Genomic DNA, 19,323 nt, shown 5'->3' on the forward strand with positions numbered 1-19,323 from the left:
TGCGCAGCGACCGGTTGTTGATCCCGACCAGATCGGCCCCCAGGGCGCAGGCGCGGGCCATTTCGGTCTCGTCATGGGTCTCGACCAGGGCGTCCATGCCCAGCCGCTCGGCCTCGGCCAGCAGTTCGGCGGCCAGGCCGTCGTCCACCATGGCCAGGATGATCAGGATGCAGTCGGCGCCCAGGGCCCGGCTCTCGGCCGCCTGCCACGGATCGACCAGGAAGTCCTTGCGCAGACAGGGCAGGGCGACCGCCTCGCGCGCGGCGGTCAGGAAGGCGTCGTCGCCCTGGAAGCTGGCGCCGTCGGTCAGCACCGACAAGCAGGCCGCGCCGCCGCGTTCGTAAGCCTGGGCCAGGGCCGGCGGGTCGAAGTCGGCGCGGATCAGGCCCTTGGACGGGCTGGCCTTCTTGATTTCGGCGATCAGGGCGGTGCGGCCGGTCTCATTGACCTGTTCCAGGGCGGCGCGGAACCCGCGCGGGGGCGAGGCGTGGCGCGCGGCGGCCTCGACGGCGTCTTGCGACCGGGCGGCCTTGCGGGCGGCGACGTCTTCGCGTTTGTAGGCGGCGATGCGGGCCAGGATGTCGTTCAAGGTTCGATCTCCTCGACCGGGGTGTTGGTGGCCGCGACCAGGGCGTCCAGAGCGGCCCGCGCGCGTCCGTCGTCGATGACCTGGGCTGCGATCCGCGCGCCCTGGGCCAGGTCTTCGGCGCGATCGGCGACCAGCAGGGCGGCGGCGGCGTTCAACAGCACGATGTCGCGATAGGCGCCGGTCGCCCCATCCAGCAAGGCGTTCAGCGCCGCCGCGTTCTCTTCCGCATCGCCGCCGCGCAGGGCCGCGATGTCGGCGCGGGGCAGGCCCGCATCCTCTGGCGTGACCGAGAACCGTCGCACCGCCCCGTCGCGCCATTCGGCGATCTCGGTCGGACCCGTGGTGGTCAGTTCGTCCAGACCCTGGCCATGCACGGTCCAGGCCCGCACCGCGCCCAGCCGCCCCAGCACCTGGGCCAACGGCTCCAACAGGCGCGGATCATAGACGCCCATCACCTGACGCTTTGCAGACGCCGGATTGGAAAGCGGCCCTAGAAGATTGAAAACCGTGCGGAAACCGATCTCGGCCCGCACCGGCCCGACGTGGCGCATGGCGCCGTGATAGGCGGGAGCGAACAGGAAGGCGATGTTCGCCATGTCCAGCGCCCGCAGCTGCTGCGCCTGGCTGGCCTGAAGGTTCACACCCAGGGCCGACAGCACGTCGGACGATCCCGATTTGGACGATAGGGCGCGGTTGCCGTGCTTGGCCACCTTCACGCCGGCGCCCGCCAGCACCAGGGCCGCGGCGGTGGAGATGTTGAAGGTGTGCGCCCCGTCGCCGCCGGTGCCGCAGGTGTCGATGGTTTCGTAGGGGTGGTCTAGCCTCAGGGCCGCGTCGCGCATGGCCATGGCGAAGGCGGCGATTTCGTCCACCGTCTCGCCCCGGATGCGCAGGGCGGTGACGGCGGCCGCCACTTGGGACGGCGTCGGCTCGCCTCTCAGACAGGCGGCGAAGAAGGCGTGCGCTTCTTCGGTCGTCAGCACCCGGCCGTCGACCAGCTTGGCCAGCAGCGGCTTGACCCCGTCCGACACCTCAGGCGGCTTTCCGGCGCTCGACGCCCGCCAGATCCAGAAAGTTGGCCAGCATGGCGTGGCCGTGTTCGGTGGCGATGGATTCGGGGTGGAACTGGACGCCGTGGATCGGCCGCGTGCGGTGACGCAGGCCCATGATCTCGCCATCGGCGGTCCAGGCGGTGACCTCCAGCACGTCGGGCAGGGTTTCGCGCCGCACGGCCAGGGAATGGTAGCGGGTGGCGGTGAAGGGCGAGGGCAGGCCGGCGAACAGGCTCTGGCCCCCATGTTCGATCGGCGAGGTCTTGCCGTGCATCAGGGTCTTGGCCCGCACCACATCGCCGCCGAACGCCTGGCCGATGGCCTGGTGGCCCAGACAGACGCCCAGGATCGGCATGTCGGCCGCCGCGGTCTGGATCAGCGGCAGGCAGATGCCCGCCTGGTCCGGCGCGCACGGGCCGGGCGACAGCAGCACCGCCTGGGGCTTCAGCGACCAGGCCTGTTCGACGCTCAGGTCGTCGTTGCGCACCACATGCGTCGTCGCGCCCAGCTCCGCGAGGTAGTGGACGAGGTTGTATGTGAAGCTGTCGTAGTTATCGACGACCAGGATCATCCGGCGGTCTTACGACCGGCCGCCGGGCGCGCCAAGCGCTGATGGCGCGGAAAGGTCTGGTTAACCTTCCGGCTGTGACATTCGGGGGCGAAGGGGAATCGCCGCCATGACCGACGCCGTCGCCAAAGCCCGCAGCCTGCTGATCGCGCCCGAAGCGCGGGCCGCCAGCCCATGGGGCGCGCTGTTCGCCGCCGGTCTGTGCGCCTCGGCCGCCGTGCTGATGGCCGGGGCGGTGATCCTGGGGCCGGGCGTGACCGGCGCGCCCGCCGCTGTTTCTCAGCCGTTCGAGCCGTAACGCCAGGCCTCGGCCGCCGCCCGCATGGGCGCGCGGGCCTTGGCCACGGTTTCCGCATATTCGGCCGCCGGATCGCTGTCGGCCACCACGCCGGCGCCCGCCTGGACGAAGGCCTGGCCATGGGCGAACAGGGCGGTGCGCAGGACGATGCAGATGTCGGCCTGACCGTCGGCCGAGATATAGCCGACCCCGCCGCCATAGCCGACGCCGCGCTTTTCGGTCTCCAGTTCGTCGATGATGGCCATGGCCCGCACCTTGGGGGCGCCCGACAGCGTGCCTGCGGGCAGGGCGGCCAGCAGGGCGTCCACGGCGTCGATGGCCGGATCGGCCCGGCCCTGGACGTTCGAGACGATGTGCATCACCTGGCTGTAGCGTTCGACGACGAAGCTTTCGGTCACCTGAACCGAGCCGGGCGCCGAGACGCGGCCCACGTCGTTGCGGCCCAGGTCCAGCAGCATCAGATGCTCGGCCCGTTCCTTGGGATCGGCCAGCAGTTCGGCCTCCAGCGCCCGGTCGGCCTCCGGCGTTTCGCCGCGCGGGCGGGTGCCGGCCAGGGGACGGATGGTCACGCGCCCGTCCTTCAGCCGCACCAGGATCTCGGGGCTGGACCCCGCCAGCTGGAAGCCGCCGCCGTCCAGGAAAAACAGATAGGGCGACGGGTTCTGACGCCGCAGGGCGCGATAGAAGGCGAAGGGATCGCCGGACCAGTCGGCGGCGAAACGGTGGCTCAGCACCACCTGAAAGATGTCGCCGGCGGCGATGTAATCCTGGGCCCGCTGCACCATGGCGCCGAAGGCGGCCTGATCGACGGCCGAGGCGAAGTCGGGCACCGCGTCGGGCGCGTCGCCGCTGGTCGGGGCGGCGGTGGCGGGCAGGGGCTGGCGCAGGGCAGCCTGAAAGGCGTCCAGCCGGGCCACGGCGGCGGCCCAGGCCGCTTCGGGCGCATCGCCCGTGTCGGGATAGGCGGCGGCGACCAGGACGATCTCGTGCTGCACCGAATCGAACACCGCCACCAGCGACGGGCGGCACAGCACCGCGTCCGGCAGGTCCAGCGGATCGTGATTGGGCGCGCCCAGCGGCTCCAGCAGCCGGACCATGTCGTATCCGAACACCCCGAACAGGCCGGCGGCCATCGGCGGAACATCGTCGGGCAGATCGAACCGGCCCGCCGCGATCAGGGCGCGCAGAGACTCCAGCGCCGGGGCGTCTTCGGGCGTGAAGCGGCCTTGCGCGATCGCCGCGCCGCGCGCCGTTTCAGCCCGGCCGTCACGACAGCGCCAGACCACGTCGGGGTCCAGGGCGACGATCGAATAGCGCCCCTTGACCGCCCCGCCTTCCACCGATTCCAGCAGACAGGCGTAGGGGCGGCCGTGCCCGACCTTCAGGAAGGCCGAGACGGGCGTCTCCAGATCGTCGATCAGACGCCGCACGACGACCTGGGGCCGGCCGGCGGTCAGGCCGGCCAGAAAGGCGCCGCGCGGATCGTCGGTCATCGCGCCGGGGCGGCGGGAGCGGCCGGGGTCGCGGCGGCGGCGGGCGCCTCGATGCCCAGGGCCTGAAGCGCCACGGCCGGATCGTTGCGGGCCTTCACGCGGTTGGCGGCCATGCTCATGGCGTGGTCCAGGAAGGCTTCCATATATTCGCGGGTCAGGCGCGGACGGGCCTGTTCGCCCAGGGGCGCAGCCAGGGCCGGGGTGGCGGCGTGGATGCCGTCCACGCGGCCGATGACCGTGGCGCCGTTGGCCTGAGGCTCGACGAAGACCTGGCCTCGGCCGTTGCCGAACAGGCCGCCCAGGGCGCCCTGGCCGATCTGTTCCTGGGTGGCGGCGGATTGCTCCAGGCCGGTGCGGGTGGTCACGCTGGCGCCGACCGAAGCGGCGACGGCGGCGATGTCCTGGCCGCCCCGGATGCGGCGGGCCAGTTCGTCGGCCTTGGCGGCCAGCAGGCGGGCGTTCTCCTCGGCGGTCCAGCGCTGGGCCAGAGGCCCGCGGATGTCGGCCAGGGCCGGCAACTGGGCGGCGCGGATTTCATCCAGGCGGATCACGAAATACTGGCCCTGACCGGCGTCGATGACATCGGATTCGCCGCCCTTGCCCAGGGAATAGGCGGTGGTCAGAACCTGTTCCGGCGCATTCATCGGCTGGCCGTCGGGCATGCGGCCTTCCTGGGTGAAGGGCGGCAGCTGGATGATGCGCGCGCCCACCTGTTGCACGGCCTGGGCCATGGTCTTGCCTTCGGAGCGCGCGCGCTCATAGGCCTCGACGGCCTCATAGGTCTTGGCCCGCATCTCTTCCTGGCGCAGCTCGGCGACGATGGCGTCGCGAACGCCGTCCAGGGTCACGTCCTGACCCGGCGTGACCGAGTTCAGCTTTGCCACGGCGAAACCGACGCGGGCCTGGATCGGGTCCGACACCTGGCCGGCGGTCATGCCGAACACGGCGGCGGCCACCGCCGGGTCGCCCAGGGCGGTGCGCGGCGAGGCGTCGAACACGGCCGGACGGATGTTGTTGGCGCGGCCGACTTCTTCGGGCGACTGGCCGGCCTTCAGGGCGGCGGCCACGCGGGCGGCCACGTCCTGGGTCGGGGCGGTCAGGGTGACGAAGCTGCGTTTCTCGGGCTGCGACAGGGCGGCCTTGCGGAACTCGAAGCGCTCGCGAATCTTGTCTTCGCTGATGGCCGCATTCTGTTGCGCGCGGTCCGGCGAGAACAGCACCAGCGAGACCATGCGGAACTCGGGCCGGCGCAGCTGGGCGGCGTTGCGTTGCATATAGGCCGTCAGCTGGGCGTCGGTCGGGGCCGCGGCCGACCCGGCCATGGCCTGGGTCACAGTGAACCAGCGCCCGTCGCGCGACTGGCGCGCCTGGTTGGCCAGAACGGCGGCGTAGATGCGCGGCAGGCGCGCCCCGGCGTACAGGGCGGCGCCGAAATGCTCGACCGCCGCCTGGTCGCGGAAGTCCTGTTCGATCTCGGCCGGCGTGGCGCCGCGCTGCATCACGGTCTGTTCGTACAGCGCCTGGTCGAACTGGCCGGTCACCTGATTGAAGAAGGCCGGAATTTCGCGGATTTTCTTGACGATCAGCGCCTTGCCCGGACGCAGGCCCGCATCCCAGGCCCACGACAGGAAGCCCAGCTCGCGGGTCCGGCCTTCCAGGAAGCGGACATGCAGATTCTCATTGACCATGTCCTGGGTCGAAACCGGCCGTCCGGCCTGTTCCTGCAGGTTCTCGCGCACCCGGTCGAAATCGGCGCGGAACCGCGCGGGCGTCATGTGGCGGTTGCCCGCGTCCACGACGTTCTTGGCCCCCAGGCTGGAAAAGACGTCCATCTGCGAGCCGACGATCATGAAGCTGAGGATCAGCAGGCCGAACAGGCCGATGGCCCATTTGGAGCGGGCGAAATTGCGGAAATGGGTGATCATCGATGAACCTGGGCTCGCGGCGGAAATCGCCGTCTGTGCCTATAGAGGGGCTGCACCTGTGACCGCAAGACGGCGCGACCTTCTGCAACTTGGCTTGCGCGGCGCCGCGGCCTAGACAGGCCCCATGAAACAGACCGTGAAGCTGATCGCCGGCAACTGGAAGATGAACGGTTTAGCCGCCGATCTGGACGAAGCCGCCGCCCTGAAATCCGCGCTGGAAGCCCAGGCGGCCGATTGCCGCGTGGCCCTGTGCCCGCCCGCGACCCTGATCGCCCAGATGGCCTGGCGCCTGAAGGACGGGGCGGTCGAGATCGGCGGACAGGACTGTCACGCCCAGGCGGCGGGCGCCTATACCGGCTCGGTCTCGGCGGCCATGCTGGCCGATGCGGGCGCGCGTCTGGTGATCCTGGGCCATTCGGAGCGCCGCCAGGGTTTCGGCGAGACCGACGCCGATGTGGCCGCCAAGGTCGAGGCGGCGCTGGCCGCCGGTCTGGAGCCGATCATCTGTGTCGGCGAAACCCTGGCCCAGCGCGAGGCGGGCGACGCCGTGAGCGTGGTGACGGAACAGGTGTTCGGCTCTCTGCCCGAAACCCTGGCGGGCCGCGCCTTCGCCGTCGCCTATGAGCCGGTGTGGGCCATCGGCACGGGCCTGACGCCCACACTGGACCAGATCGCCGAGGTTCACGCCGCCGTCCGCGCCGCCATGATCGTGCGGCTGGGCGAGGGCGGAAAGACCGCGCCGATCCTGTACGGCGGCTCGGTCAAGCCGTCGAACGCGGCCGAAATCCTGGCGGTTCAGGACGTCGGCGGCGCGCTGGTGGGCGGCGCCTCGCTGAAGGCGCAGGACTTCCTGGGCATTATCCGGGCCGTCTGATCGCCGTTGGCGCGGGGCGCGTTGCCCCGCCGACGCAACAATGATAGAGGCCGCCGCTTGATCGGCGCGCCCGCGCCCACATGTAAGCCGCCATGCTCCAGACCATTCTTCTCGTCGCCATGATCCTTGTCTCGATCGCCCTGACCGCGGTGATCCTGCTGCAGCGCTCTGAAGGCGGCGCGCTGGGCATGGGCGGGGGGCCTTCGGGCTTCATGACCGCGCGCGGCGCCGGCAATCTGCTGACGCGGGTCACCTCGATCCTGGCGACGCTGTTCTTCGTTCTGGCCATCGGCCTGACGATCGCGGGCAATATGACGCGCACCACCCGTTCGGTGGTCGACGCCGACGCCGTGGGCGCCCTGGCGCTGGATGAGCAACAGCCCGCCGCCGCCCAGCCGCAAGCGCCCGCCCAACCGGCCCCGGCCGAGAAGGCCACGCCGTCGCTGGAGGATCTGGAAGCCAGCCTGCCGGCGGCCCAGTAACCATGGCCGGGGCGGTTATCCCCGGCTTCTTCTCCCGCCCTCAAAGTCTCCAGCGTACGGCCGCCGAATCGGCGGTAGGGTGATCTCCCATGGCCCGTTATGTGTTCATCACTGGCGGCGTGGTTTCCTCATTGGGAAAAGGCCTCGCTTCCGCCGCTCTCGGCGCGCTTCTGCAAGCGCGCGGTTACACCGTCCGTCTGCGCAAGCTGGACCCCTATCTGAACGTCGATCCGGGCACGATGAGCCCGTATCAGCACGGCGAGGTCTTCGTGACCGACGACGGGGCCGAGACGGACCTGGACCTTGGCCACTATGAGCGGTTCACCGGCGTCTCGGCGGCCAAGTCCGACAACATCACCACCGGCCGCATCTATTCGACCATCCTGGAGAAGGAGCGGCGCGGCGACTATCTGGGCGCCACGGTCCAGGTGATCCCGCACGTCACCGACCAGATCAAGCAGTTCGTCCTGACGCCCGCCATCGCCGACGATGGCGAGGACGCCGACTTCGTTCTGGTCGAGATCGGCGGCACGGTCGGGGACATCGAGGGCCTGCCTTTCTTTGAGGCCATCCGCCAGCTGGGCCAGGACCTGCCGCGCGGCCAGTCGTGCTTTGTCCACCTGACCCTGCTGCCGTTCATCAAGACGGCCGGCGAGATGAAGACCAAGCCGACCCAGCACTCGGTCAAGGAGCTGCGCTCCATCGGCATCCAGCCGGACATCCTTTTGTGCCGTTGCGAACAGCCGATCCCGGCCGACGAGAAGCGCAAGATCGGCCTGTTCTGCAATGTGCGCGAAAGCGGCGTCATCCAGGCGATGGACAGCGCCGACATCTACGCCGTGCCGCTGGACTATCACAGCGAGGGGCTGGACGCCGAGGTTCTGGCCCATTTCGGCATGACCGACGCCCCGGCGCCGGACCTGTCGCGCTGGACCGAGATCGTCGATCGCCGCCTGAACCCCGACGGCGAGGTCACCGTGGCCGTGGTCGGCAAATATACGGTCTTGAAGGACGCCTATAAGTCCCTGATCGAGGCCCTGCATCACGGGGGCGTGGCCAACCGGATCAAGGTCAATATCGACTGGGTCGAGGCCGAGACCTTCGAGGGCGACCGCGAGGCCTGCGAGGCGCGGCTGCAGGGCGCCCACGCCATCCTGGTGCCGGGCGGCTTCGGCGAGCGCGGTTCGGAGGGCAAGATCCTGGCCGCCCGGTTCGCGCGCGAGCGGCGCATTCCCTATTTCGGCATCTGCTTCGGCATGCAGATGGCGGTGATCGAATCGGCGCGGCATCTGGCGGGCTTGCCCCAGGCGTCATCGACCGAGTTCGGCCCGACGTCCGAGCCGGTCGTCGGCTTGATGACCGAATGGACGCAGGGCAATCAGCGCGTGCTGCGCCAGCAGGGCGGCGACCTGGGCGGCACCATGCGTCTGGGCGCCTATGACTCGACCCTGGTGGCCGGATCGAAGATCGCCGAACTGTATGGCACGACCGCGATTTCCGAGCGGCACCGCCACCGGTACGAGGTCAATATCAACTATCGCGAGGCGCTGGAGGCCGTGGGCCTGCGCTTCGCCGGCCTGTCGCCGGACGGCGTCCTGCCCGAAACGGTCGAGCGGCCGGACCACCCCTGGTTCATCGGCGTCCAGTATCACCCCGAGCTGAAGAGCCGTCCGTTCGCGCCGCACCCGCTGTTCGCCGGCTTCATCGCCGCCGCCGTGGTGCAGAGCCGCCTGGTCTGACGCTTCAGTAGGCGCCTTCCAGCGACACGGTTTCGCCTTCAGACGTGATCGACAGGCGGCGCGGTTCGGCGCCCGAGGCGGTCTTGACCGCCGCCAGCCAGCGCAGGGCCGGCCCGGCGGCCACGCCGCTGAGACGGAACCCCAGACCGCCGTCCTCCGACATGGCCAGGGTGGGGTCCAGCCCCTGGGCCTGGGCCGCCGTGCGCAGGGTTGGCTCCAGTCCCGCGACATCGTGCCGTTCGGGCGCGGGCGGCAGGGCGCGCACCTGGGCCAGGGCGGTCTCGGCCTGCCGACGCCTCTGCGCCGACGCCTCGGCCCAGCCGGTCAGCGGGCGCACGATCAGCAGCCAGATCGCGAAGACCGCCAGCGCCGCCGCCATGACCGCCAGCATCGCCCGTTCGCGCGGGGTGCGGCCGTGCCAGAATTCCTGAATCGCGCCGATCATCGGGCGGCCTCCACGACCAGATCGCTGACGACCCGGCCTTCGTCTTCGATGGTGCTGAGTTCGGTCAGGGCCAGACCCATGGGCGCCACGGCGGCCCGCAGGGTCTCCAGATCCTGAAACGCTGGATAGGTCAGGCCGACCCGCAGGCCGGTGTCGGGCGCCAGCGACAGGCTGTCGATCGCCGCGCCGGGCACGCCTTCAACGCCTGCGCTGATCGCCGCCACGGCGTTCAGGGCGCCGCCGGGGGGCGGGGCCGTCTCCAGCCGCTCCAGCAGATCGGCGGCGGGGTCGTCGGATTCGGCCATGTCCGGCGCGGCTTGGACGGCGGCGGCCCGCGCCTGATCCTCGGCCCGGTCGGCGGCCAGACTGTCGCGCAGGCCCGCCGCGCCGATCAGCACCAGCGGCGAGATCACCAGCAGCCCCGCCAGAATCGCCGCCCGCAGCCAGCCCCGGCGATCCGATCCCGCCTTGCGTCCGGCGTCCAGCAGATCGACCGGCGGGCGCAGCGCCGCCTGGATCATCAGGACCTGGATCGTCGCCTCGTCGTCAATGATCGACGCCGGCCGCTCGCCGACGATCAGGGGCGCCAGATCGGCCTGAACCGTCTGAGCCGATCCGTTCAGGCGCACAGCGTTGTGGGCGCCCAGGGTCACGACTGTGGCCCCTTCGGCATCATGCGGCTCCGGCGCGATCAGGCTGTCGGGAAACAGCACGTCCGCCGGCGCGCCCAGGGCCGACAGATGGTCGCGCCACGCCTCCAGCAGGGCCGTATCGACCGCGGCCGCCAGGCGCGGCTGGCCCGCCGCCGTCACCGGACCCAGGGCCAGGGTCAGCCGCTCCGGCCGGGTCGCCAGTTTGTCCTTCAGCGCCCACAGCGCCGCCGCCCGCTGCTGGGCCGCACCGCCGGCCGGAAGGTCAAGCCAGCGCACCAGAACATCGGCGCCCGGCGCGATGGCGACGGTGCGCATGGGATTCAGCGGCTGGGGCGCATCCAGCGACAGGCGGCCGCGCTCCATCACCGTTCCGGCCGCGTCGAACACCAGGAAAGGCGCGGGCAGGGACGAGGATTCCGGCAACAAGATCAATCGGTTCAGGGTCATTGTTCAGGCGTCCAGCGACGTATGGCGGTGCGGGCGGCGCCGTCGGGCGTCACCGAAATCAAGGCGGTTCGGACCACGCGCATGCCGGCGTGCTGCACCTCGATGCGCAGGTCGAACCAGGTGTTCAGAAGGGTGATCTGGTCGCGCGCCTCCTGCGTCGGGGCGGCGGCGGCCATGGCCGGTTGCGACCAGAAGGCGTCGGCCGAGGTCCAGCCCCCGGCGGGTCGGTTGGCCAGCACGGCGCGCGCGCTGGCCAGACCCAGCCGCCCCTGGGTCAGCATGACCAGGACCGGCGCCTGGTCCGGCGTCAGGGTGTTGGGATTCACAGGCGACAGCCGCGCCGCCGGCAGGGCGCACACATGGGGCCGCAGGGTGCGATAGAGGTCGGCGTCCACCCCCTGGATGGCGCGCAGTTCGCTGACTTCGGCCAGCAGCACCCCGCCGGTGCGATAGGGTTCGGCCATGCCGGCGTAGCGCGCGTCCTCGGCCCCGCCGGGGCGCACGGCCGGGTCGGCGTCCAGCCAGTCGACCAAGGCGTCGGCCACCGCCCGCATCCGCCCTTCGGCCACGCCTAGCGCCCGGCCCAGAGCCACCAATTGCGCCACGCCCTCGGGCTGGACGATCAGATCCTCGCCCTGGCCGAAGACGACGCTGTTCAGGTTGAAACAGCCCTGGCCGTCGCGCACTACGGCGCTGACCGCGCCGGTGTCGGTCGGGAAATCCAGCCGCCGTCCGTTCCAGTCGGGTTGCAGCGGCGTGCGGGTCGGATTGGCCGAAACCAGACGCCCGACCTGACGCCGCGCCAGGGCCTCGGCCCCGTCGGCGTACAGTTGCGCCTGGGCCTGGATTTCGGCGTTGGTCGCGCGGCGGATCGAGAAGCGCACGTCGTCCAGAACCACCGACGCCACGGCCGCCATCACCGCCACCATCAGCAGCACGGTCAGCAGGGCCATGCCCTCGCGCTCGGTCGGCCGCCTCATGCCGGGCCTGCCAGAAACAGTTGATCCACCGGCCCATAGCCGTCCAGCGTCAGGCTGATCTTCACCGCGTCGGGCAGCGGTCGGTCGGGCGAGACGATATAGGCCGGCGCCTCGACCCCGTCGCGCACGAAGGTCGCCCGCGCCTGACGCACGCCGCGGAACAGCACCTGGGGCGGCCCCGGCCGCGCCCCGTCCAGATAGCGCGAGGCGCGGCGCTCCAGCCGGTCTTCGACCAGACGATACTCGACCCGTTGCAGCGACGGCCGCGCCTCTTCGCCCGGATTGCTCCAGCCTGCACGCGTCAGGACCAGCAGCGGCTCGCCTGGCGCCTGGCCCGCGACCATCGGCCGGGGCAGGGGGCGGCCGGTGGGGGTGCGGGTGCGGCGGCCGACCGCCTGGCCGATGTCGGCCCGCATCAGGGCGCGGGCGCGCTGGATCTCGGCGATCCGGTCCGAGGCCGTCTTGACCGCGAACCGGCTGTCCACCGCCTGCGACAGCACCAGCGCCCCGGCCCCGCCGATCAGGGCGAAGACCGCCAGGGCGATCAGAACCTCCACCAGGGTGAAGCCCGCGCGGCGCATCACGACCGCCCCCGGAACACGACACGCTCGGCCGCTGGACCGTCGTCGTCGGACACGCGGATATCGACCCGCTGGATGTCGCCCACGGCGGTCGAAACGACGGTGCGGGTCCAGCGCCAGTTGCGCCCGGCCAGAGGCGTCGTTCCCTCGGCGGCGCCTTCGGCCAGAGCAGGCGTCAAGGTCGCCTCGACCGCCAGATTGTCGGCCACGATCCCGGCCCAGGTCCGCGCCTCGACCCGCGCCGCCGACCGGGTGTTCTCGCCCGTCAGGTTCAGCAGGGCCAGCGCCGCCAGGCCGAACACGGCCAGGGCGATCAGAACCTCCAGCAGGGTGAAACCGCCGCGATCAGTCACGGATCGACACCTCGCCCGCGCCGTCCACGACCACTGCGCGGCTGTGGCCGTCGCGGCTCAGCACCACGCGCGCCGGTTCGGCCGCACCGGTCGGGTCGAAGACGATACGCAGCGGCCGATCCAGATCGACCCGCACCGCCGCGTCCCATTCCCGGGCCTTGAACGGCCCCGCGTTCAGGGCCGACCAGCGCAGGCCGTCATAGGTGGAAAAGCCATAGCCCGCTCGCGTCGTCTCGACCGCCGTGGGCCGGTTGGACAGCACCGCCTCTTCGCGCGCCCGGACCAGGCGCGCGGCGAAGGCTTCGGCCGCCTGGGACGCCGAGGGGTGCGGATCGGGCAGGGCCAGCACCACCGCCCCCGCCGCCAGCCCGATGATGGCGACCGTCATCATCAGCTCCACCAGGGTGAAGCCTTGTTTGTTCGCCCTAACGCTCGCCGCGCGGCGGCTCGCTGCTTGAGGGCAGGTTCTGGCCCTATCGCGCGCGCCGCGGGCGCTCGCGGCTTGAGGGCAGGTTTGCGCCCTAACGCTCGGCTCGCGGAGCCTCGCTGCTTGAGGGCGGTGGTCAGGCGTCCCAGTTGCCGATGTCGGCGTCATCGCCTTCGCCTCCCTCGCGGCCGTCGGCGCCGTATGAGAAGACGTCGAACTGGCCGCCGCGCGTGCTGTTGCGGCGGTACTGGTAGTCGTTGCCCCACGGGTCTTTCGGCAGGCGCCGGATGTAGCCGCCCTGGCGATAGCGGTCCGGCTGGGCCAGGCCGGCGGGCGCGCGACGCAGCGCCTGCAGGCCCTGCTGGTCGGTGGGGAAGGCCATGGTGTCCAGGCGATAGGTCTCAATGGCCTGTTCCAGGGTGGCGATGTCGGCCTTGGCCTTTTCGACCATGGCGCGGTCCTGGCTGGGCAGGACGTTGATGGCCACCACGGTCGCCAGAAGGCCGATGATGACGATCACCACCATCAGCTCGACCAGGCTGAAGCCTTGTCTCTTAGCCCTACCGCTCGCGCCGCGGGCGCTCGCTTCTTGAGGGCGGTTGTTGGCCCTATCGCGCGTCGCACGGCGGCTTGCTGCTTGAGGGCGGTAGGAAGAGGTACGGTCGGACATCGTTTTCATCCCATGGCCAGGGTGTTGATCTGCAGGATGGGCAGCAGGATCGACAGCACGATCACCGCCACCACCCCGCCCATGACGACGATGATCGCCGGCTCCAGCAGGGTCAGCATCACGGCGGTGAAGGCCGCGAATTCGCGCTCCAGATAGTCGGCGGCGCCGTCCAGCATCGTCTCCAGACGGCCCGAGCTTTCGCCCGAGGCGGTCATGTGCGTCAGGATCGGCGGAAACACCTCGGCCCGCCGCATGGCCGCCGACAGGCCGCCGCCTTCGCGCACCGCCTCAGCCATCTGCTCGGTCGAGCGGCGCAGGGCGCGGTTGGGCACCGTGCGCGCCGTCAGGGTCAGGCCGTCCAGAACCGGCAGGCCCGCCGCGATCATGCTGGACAGGGTGCGGGCCATGCGCGCCGCATGGATGTCGCGCGTCAGCCGCCCGATGACCGGCGCCCGCAGCATCGCCGCATCGAACCGCAGGCGCAGTTCGGGCCGCCTTAGAGCAACGCCGGCGGCGACGATCAGGGCGGCGACCGCCAGAACAATCAGCCAGCCCCAGTTCCGCATCAGGTCCGACACTGCGATCACCGCGCGGGTCAGCAGCGGCAGGGCCTGGTTCATGTCGGCGAATTGGTCGACCACCTTGGGCACGACGAAGGTCATCAGGATGGTGATGACGCCAAAGGCCACCACCGCCAGCACGGCCGGATAGATGACGGCGGTCAGGATCTTGGCCCGCACCTGCTGGTCGCGCTCCAGCCCGTCGGCCAGGCGGGTCAGGATCGGCTGCAGGGCGCCGGAGCGCTCGCCCGCCGCGACCATGGCCCGGTACAGCGGCGGAAAGGCCCGGCCCTGGCTGGCCATGGCGTCGGCCAGGCGCCGCCCTTCCAGCACCCCGGCGTGCACGCCCGACAGGATGCGCCGCTCGCTGGGCCGCTCGGCCTGGGCCGCCAGCAGACGCAGCGACTCCTCCAGCGGCGTGGCGGCGATCAGGGCCGCCAGCTGGCGCGTGGTCAGGGCCAGGGTGCGCGCGCTCAGACGGCCGCCGCGGACATCCGTCCGCGCCTTGGCCGGGGCCGCGCTGGCCGGGCCGATCTGCAATGTCATCAGCCGCCGGCGATCCAGCACGGTGCGCGCCGCCGCCTCGTCGCGAGCGTTCAGGACGCCGGTGACCGTGCGCCCGGTGTCGTCCACCGCCACATAGTCGAAGGCCGCCATCAGGCCGCCGCCTCTTCCGGCGCCGTCGTCTCCTGACGGGTGACGCGAAGGGCTTCCTCGATCGAGGTGACGCCCTCCAGCACCAGATCGCGCGCACGGCCCGACAGGGTTCCGTGCTTGTCGGTGAAGGCGGCGGCGGCCAGGTCGTCCTCCGAAGCGCCCGCCGCGATCAGGCGGCGGATGCGGTCATCGACCCGGATCACTTCATACAGGCCCGTGCGCCCGACATAGCCGGTGTGTCCGCAGGCGTCGCACCCGCGCGGCCGCCACACGGTCTTGCCGGTCTTGATGCCGACCAGTTTCGCCGTCGGCTTGTCCGCGACCTCGGCCTCGCGGCAATGCGGGCACAGCCGCCGCACCAGCCGTTGCGCCACCACCAGCCGCAGGGTCGAGGCCAGCAGGAACGGCTCCACCCCCATGTCGCGCAGGCGCGTCACCGCTCCGGCCGCATCATTGGTGTGCACGGTCGACAGCACCAGATGGCCGGTAAGGGCGGCCTGAACGGCGATGGAGGCCGTTTCGGTGTCGCGTATCTCGCCCACCATCACCACGTCCGGGTCCTGGCGCAGGATGGCGCGCAGGCCGGCGGCGAAGGTCATGCCCACGCGCGGATTCACCTGGGTCTGGCCCACGCCGTCGATGGCGTATTCGATCGGGTCCTCGACCGTCAGAATGTTGCGCGTGGCGTCGTTCAGCAGCGACAGGCCGGCATAGAGGCTGGTGGTCTTGCCCGAGCCGGTCGGGCCGGTGACCAGCACCACGCCATTGGGTTCGCGCAGGGCCGCGCGAAACGCCTCCAGCGCCTCGGCCTGCATGCCCAGGGCCTCCAGCGGCAGTTCCGCCTGGGTCTTGTCCAGGATGCGCAGCACCACCCGTTCGCCCGCCCGCGACGGCAGGGTCGAGACCCGCACGTCCAGGGTCCGCCCGCCCAGGGCCAGGGAGACGCGGCCGTCCTGGGGCGTGCGGCGTTCGGCGATGTCCAGCCGGGCCATGACCTTGATGCGCGACACCACCACAGGGGCCACGCGCGGATTGAGGCTGAGCGCCTCCTTCAGCACCCCATCGACCCGCAGCCGCACCAGCATGGCGGTCTCATACGGCTCCAGATGGATGTCGGAGGCGCCCTGGCGCACCGCCTCGGCGATGACGCCATTGATCAGGCGGATGACTGGCGCGTCGTCGGCGCTGTCCAGCAGGTCGTCGGCGGCCGGGATGTCGTCCACCAGCCCGTCCAGCCCCGACGGCAGGGCCAGGTCGTCCTCGGCGCCCAGCCCCTCGGCCGCATAGACGTCGGACAGGCGCCGGTCGAACTCGGCCGGGGTCAGGCTTTCGACCCGAAGAGGCCGACCCAGCGCGCGGCGCGTCTCGACCAGGGCCAGCGGATCGGCCCCCTGCCGCAGGCCGACCACGGCGATCTCGCCCATGTCCAGCACCACCACGCCGTGCCGCTTGGCGAAGGCGTAGGGCAGGGTGGGATCCACCAGGGTGATCACAGCGCGCCCGCGGGCGGCAGGGGCGCGGTCTGGACCGGCGCGACCGGGGCTGTGCCCACCTGCGGGGCGGCCGGCGGCTGGGTGCGCATATAGTCGCGCAGCATCTCGTCCAGGCTGGGCTCGCGGGTCGGATCAGCCGTGACCTGCTGTTGGCGCATATAGCCCCAGCGGTCGGCGGCCAGGGTCTGGCTGTCGGCCACGGTGCGGATGATGGTCGGGCGGATGAAGACCATCAGATTGGTGCGCCCGCGCTGGCGGCTGTTGGAGCGGAACAGGGCGCCGATCACCGGGGCGTCGCCCAGGCCGGGGATCTTGTCGATCGAGATGCGGTCGTTCTGGTCCAGCAGGCCGCCGGCCACGGCGATGTCGCCATCATCGACCACCAGTGTGGTCTCCAGCTCGCGCTTGTTCAGCACAAGGTCGTTGGTGGACGACGACAGCACGCCGTTGATCGACGACACCTCCTGGCGCAGCGTCAGGGTGATGGAGCCGCCGGCGTTGATCTGGGGCCGCACCGTCAGCTTGACGCCGATGTCCTGGCGCTGGGTCGTGCGGAAGGGGTTGTCCTGGCCGTTCAGAATGGTCTCGCCGGTGGTGACGGGCACCTCCTGGCCGACCAGTATGGTCGCCTCGGCGTTGTCCAGCGTCATCAGCGACGGGGTCTGCAGCAGGTTCGAGCCCTGGTCCGTCTTGGCGGCGTTGATGATGAAGCCGAACAGGCCGTCGCCCCACGATCCGCCGCCGCCGCCGACAAAGCCGTTGGCGCCGATCAGACTGTTCAGAGCCAGGTTCTGAAGCTGCTCCCGCAAGGGATCGTCGGCGTCCAGCTGGCCCGCCGCCGCGCCCCCCGCGATGGGAACCAGCGGCGTGGACCGGTCGGAATAGTTGGTCAGGCCGAACCCCTGTTCGCCGGCCGCCAGCCATTGCACGCCCAGTTCGCGCACGGCGGTGTCGGACAGCTCGACCACAATGGCTTCGATCAGCACCTGCTGGCGACGTACGTCCAGCTGGCGGATCACCTCGGCCAGGGTGCGCTGGGCGTCGGCCGATCCGGCGATGACCAGCGCGTTGGCGCCGGGGAAGCGGGCGATGGTCGCGCGCGGTGCGCCGGCCGGCGGCGTGGCCGAGGTCGCCACGGCCTGGACAGCCGGTTCCTGGGCGGCGCCGGCGGCCGAGTTGGACAGGCGCGGGGCGGCGGTCGGGGCGGCGCTGACCGGCTGGCCCACCAGTTGTTGCAGCACGGGCAGCAGTTGCTCGGCATCCGCATGTTGCAGGAAGACGACCTTCACATCGCCGGCCGACGAGGCACGGCGGTCCAGGTCTTCGATCAGCGGCTGGATGCGCGCGATCTGGGCCGGGTCGCCGCGCAGGACCACGGCGTTGGCGCTCAGCACCGGGGTGACGCTGACCATGGACGAACCGCCGCCGCCGGGCGGGGCCAGGGCGGCCTGCATGACCTCGGCGATCTCGCGCGCCGAGGTGTTGTTCAGGCTGATGATCTGGAAGCTGGAGCGGTCCACGTCGATGCGGCCGACCAGGGCGCGGATGCGCGCCAGATTGTCGGCGAAGTCGGCCACCACCACATTGTTGGCGCCGGGGTTGGCCAGCACCTGGCCCTGCGCGCCCACCAGCGGCCTGATGGTCTCGGCGGCCGAGGCGGCGTCGATGTGGCGAAGCTGGAACACCTCGGTGGCGAAGCGTTCGGCGCCGACCGTGGCCGGGCCTTGCGCCGCCGTCTGGGCCGGGCTGATGCGATAGGCGCCCGATCCCGTCGGCGTGACCACCAGGCCGTTGGCCCGCAGGGTCGACAGGAAGACCTCGAACATCTGGGCGCGGCTCAGCGGCCGGTCGCTGGTCACCGTCACCGTGCCGGTCACGGCCGGATCGACGATGAAGGTGCGGCCGGTCGAGCGGCCCATGTCGGCGATGAAGGCGCGGATGTCGGCGCCCTGGACGTTCAGCGTCTGACGTTCCTGGGCCATCGCGGGCATGGCGGCCAGCGGCCCCTGGGCGGCCAGGACCAGGGCCAGGACGGCGCCGATGTTGCGGGTGAAACGGGTCAAGGCGCGGTCCTTACGGTGACGGTCTGCACCTGGCCGTTGCGCTCGAACCGGATGCGCGCCGTGGGGGCGGCGTCCAGTTCGCCACGCAGGGCGTTCAGGCTTTGAAGGCTGTTCAGTTCGGTGTCGTTGACGGCCAGGATGACATCGCCGGATTGCAGGCCGGCGGCGCGCAGTGCGGCGCCGTCGCCGCGCCTCGACACCGTCAGGCCGTTGACCCGCCCGCCCTGAAGGCGCGGCCGCAGCGCCGCCTGGGCCGCCAGTCGCGCCGGATCGATCAGCCGGGTTTCGGCGGCGGTTGGCGCAACCTGGGGCGTCGGCGGAACCACGACGGGATCGTCATCGGCCACGGCGACCGGCGCCGAAACGGGCACTTCGGCGAAGGCCAGGGTTTCGTCCGCCCCGCCGCGCGACAGGGTGACGCTTTCGGCGCCCACGGCCTTCAGCACCACGCCCGGCTCGATCTCTTCGCCGACGCCGACAGAAACCTGACGCCCGTCGGACAGGGCGATGATGGCCGATCCGCCGCCGGGTCCGCCCTGGCGTAGGCCGAACAGGCGATAGCCGCCGGCAGCGGCGGTCACGGCGCCATCGCCGGACGCGCCGCGCGAGAACGGATCGAACCGCTGGAAGACGCTCAGATCGCCAGGGGCGGGGGCTACGCGGGCCGCGATCTCCGGCGCCTGGGCCGGCGCGATGAGGATCAGCACCAGCCGAACCGCCTGCATCGCCAGGGCCAGGCCCAGGGCGATCTCCACGCCGGTGCGAAGGGCGCGGGGGTGCGCGGCCAACCGACGACGGGCCGACCCGATAGTGTTTTGGAGCGCCCCGATCACCATGCCGCGTCCGTCCTGGACCCTGGCCCGTCACGGGCCGTGCTCGCGTGCCTAGAGCAATCGTCCGGGCACGGCTTCACGGCTGCATGACGCTGGCGACAATCGTCTGTGACGGTTGTGCGCGTTCACGGACAAGCTGTC

General features: G+C 71.1%; 19 protein-coding genes and 1 pseudogene. 4 read left to right on the top strand and 16 right to left on the bottom strand.

Translation table 11 applies throughout. The features are described from left to right. The 3 genes from Q0581_RS10805 to Q0581_RS10815 all read right to left on the bottom strand — a co-directional run. Nucleotides 1-589: indole-3-glycerol phosphate synthase TrpC (locus Q0581_RS10805; RefSeq protein WP_298700162.1), on the bottom strand; the 589-nt coding region annotated here is incomplete at its 3' end. Beyond that, the gene (trpD, locus tag Q0581_RS10810) at nt 586-1,620 is read right to left on the bottom strand and encodes an anthranilate phosphoribosyltransferase (protein WP_298700165.1); all 1,035 of its coding nucleotides are present in this window, start codon (nt 1,618-1,620) and stop codon (nt 586-588) included. The genes trpD and Q0581_RS10805, both read right to left, overlap by 4 nt. A gap of 1 nt (nt 1,621) precedes the next feature. Then, entirely contained in the window at nt 1,622-2,212 is a 591-nt protein-coding gene (locus tag Q0581_RS10815) for an aminodeoxychorismate/anthranilate synthase component II (protein WP_298700167.1), read from the bottom strand. A 106-nt stretch (nt 2,213-2,318) separates the two neighbouring features. Here Q0581_RS10815 and Q0581_RS10820 point away from each other — a divergent pair, with 106 nt between their 5' ends. Continuing rightward, a complete protein-coding gene (locus tag Q0581_RS10820; RefSeq protein WP_298700170.1) occupies nt 2,319-2,507 on the top strand; it encodes a hypothetical protein in 189 nt (62 codons plus the stop codon). Here the strand turns inward: Q0581_RS10820 and trpE are convergent. Next, on the bottom strand, nt 2,489-4,000 hold the full coding sequence (gene trpE / locus Q0581_RS10825) for an anthranilate synthase component I (RefSeq protein ID WP_298700173.1): 1,512 nt from the start codon (nt 3,998-4,000) through the stop codon (nt 2,489-2,491). The two genes, Q0581_RS10820 and trpE, sit on opposite strands and share 19 nt — an antisense overlap. Next, nucleotides 3,997-5,925 (bottom strand): peptidylprolyl isomerase, encoded by a 1,929-nt coding sequence (locus Q0581_RS10830; RefSeq protein WP_298700176.1) that lies wholly within the window; start codon nt 5,923-5,925, stop codon nt 3,997-3,999. The genes trpE and Q0581_RS10830 overlap by 4 nt, the downstream gene beginning before the upstream one ends. Nucleotides 5,926-6,049: 124 nt before the next feature. Here Q0581_RS10830 and tpiA point away from each other — a divergent pair, with 124 nt between their 5' ends. The 3 genes from tpiA to Q0581_RS10845 all read left to right on the top strand — a co-directional run bounded on the left by tpiA (nt 6,050) and on the right by Q0581_RS10845 (nt 9,020). Continuing rightward, nucleotides 6,050-6,799 (top strand): triose-phosphate isomerase, encoded by a 750-nt coding sequence (tpiA, locus tag Q0581_RS10835; protein ID WP_298700179.1) that lies wholly within the window; start codon nt 6,050-6,052, stop codon nt 6,797-6,799. A gap of 92 nt (nt 6,800-6,891) precedes the next feature. Then, nucleotides 6,892-7,281 carry a preprotein translocase subunit SecG gene (secG, locus tag Q0581_RS10840; protein ID WP_298700182.1) on the top strand — a complete coding sequence of 130 codons (390 nt, stop codon included), beginning with the start codon at nt 6,892-6,894 and terminating at the stop codon, nt 7,279-7,281. A gap of 89 nt (nt 7,282-7,370) precedes the next feature. Next, nucleotides 7,371-9,020: a CTP synthase gene (locus tag Q0581_RS10845; protein WP_298700186.1), complete on the top strand. Its 1,650-nt coding sequence runs from the start codon at nt 7,371-7,373 to the stop codon at nt 9,018-9,020. 4 nt (nt 9,021-9,024) lie between these two features. Here the strand turns inward: Q0581_RS10845 and gspM are convergent, their stop codons facing one another. The 11 genes and pseudogenes from gspM to Q0581_RS10900 form a co-directional block, all read right to left on the bottom strand. After that, nucleotides 9,025-9,465: a type II secretion system protein GspM gene (gene gspM, locus Q0581_RS10850; RefSeq protein WP_298700189.1), complete on the bottom strand. Its 441-nt coding sequence runs from the start codon at nt 9,463-9,465 to the stop codon at nt 9,025-9,027. Continuing rightward, the gene (gene gspL, locus Q0581_RS10855; protein ID WP_298700192.1) at nt 9,462-10,565 is read right to left on the bottom strand and encodes a type II secretion system protein GspL; all 1,104 of its coding nucleotides are present in this window, start codon (nt 10,563-10,565) and stop codon (nt 9,462-9,464) included. The genes gspM and gspL overlap by 4 nt, the downstream gene beginning before the upstream one ends. Continuing rightward, nucleotides 10,562-11,545: a type II secretion system minor pseudopilin GspK gene (gene gspK / locus Q0581_RS10860; RefSeq protein ID WP_298700194.1), complete on the bottom strand. Its 984-nt coding sequence runs from the start codon at nt 11,543-11,545 to the stop codon at nt 10,562-10,564. The genes gspL and gspK overlap by 4 nt, the downstream gene beginning before the upstream one ends. Continuing rightward, nucleotides 11,542-12,126, bottom strand: coding sequence for a type II secretion system minor pseudopilin GspJ (gene gspJ / locus Q0581_RS10865; RefSeq protein ID WP_298700197.1), 585 nt, complete (start codon nt 12,124-12,126; stop codon nt 11,542-11,544). Before gspJ ends, gspK begins: the two co-directional genes overlap by 4 nt. After that, nucleotides 12,126-12,479: a type II secretion system minor pseudopilin GspI gene (gene gspI, locus Q0581_RS10870; RefSeq protein ID WP_298700199.1), complete on the bottom strand. Its 354-nt coding sequence runs from the start codon at nt 12,477-12,479 to the stop codon at nt 12,126-12,128. The genes gspJ and gspI overlap by 1 nt, the downstream gene beginning before the upstream one ends. Beyond that, complete coding sequence (locus Q0581_RS10875; protein WP_298700202.1) at nt 12,472-13,074, bottom strand: GspH/FimT family pseudopilin; 603 nt, start codon at nt 13,072-13,074, stop codon at nt 12,472-12,474. The genes gspI and Q0581_RS10875 overlap by 8 nt, the downstream gene beginning before the upstream one ends. Further along, a pseudogene (gene gspG / locus Q0581_RS10880) lies at nt 13,043-13,462 on the bottom strand (type II secretion system major pseudopilin GspG); the annotation flags it as partial. The gene Q0581_RS10875 and the pseudogene gspG, both read right to left, overlap by 32 nt. A gap of 119 nt (nt 13,463-13,581) precedes the next feature. Further along, on the bottom strand, nt 13,582-14,793 hold the full coding sequence (gene gspF, locus Q0581_RS10885) for a type II secretion system inner membrane protein GspF (protein WP_298700205.1): 1,212 nt from the start codon (nt 14,791-14,793) through the stop codon (nt 13,582-13,584). Beyond that, complete coding sequence (gene gspE, locus Q0581_RS10890) at nt 14,793-16,277, bottom strand: type II secretion system ATPase GspE (RefSeq protein WP_298700258.1); 1,485 nt, start codon at nt 16,275-16,277, stop codon at nt 14,793-14,795. Before gspE ends, gspF begins: the two co-directional genes overlap by 1 nt. Before the next feature lie 5 nt (nt 16,278-16,282). Then, on the bottom strand, nt 16,283-18,349 hold the full coding sequence (gspD, locus tag Q0581_RS10895; protein ID WP_298700208.1) for a type II secretion system secretin GspD: 2,067 nt from the start codon (nt 18,347-18,349) through the stop codon (nt 16,283-16,285). After that, nucleotides 18,346-19,137 carry a type II secretion system protein N gene (locus Q0581_RS10900; RefSeq protein WP_298700212.1) on the bottom strand — a complete coding sequence of 264 codons (792 nt, stop codon included), beginning with the start codon at nt 19,135-19,137 and terminating at the stop codon, nt 18,346-18,348. The genes gspD and Q0581_RS10900 overlap by 4 nt, the downstream gene beginning before the upstream one ends. Between the last annotated feature and the right edge of the window lie 186 nt (nt 19,138-19,323).

The sequence above is a fragment of the uncultured Brevundimonas sp. genome, assembly GCF_937863155.1.
GTDB lineage: Bacteria > Pseudomonadota > Alphaproteobacteria > Caulobacterales > Caulobacteraceae > Brevundimonas.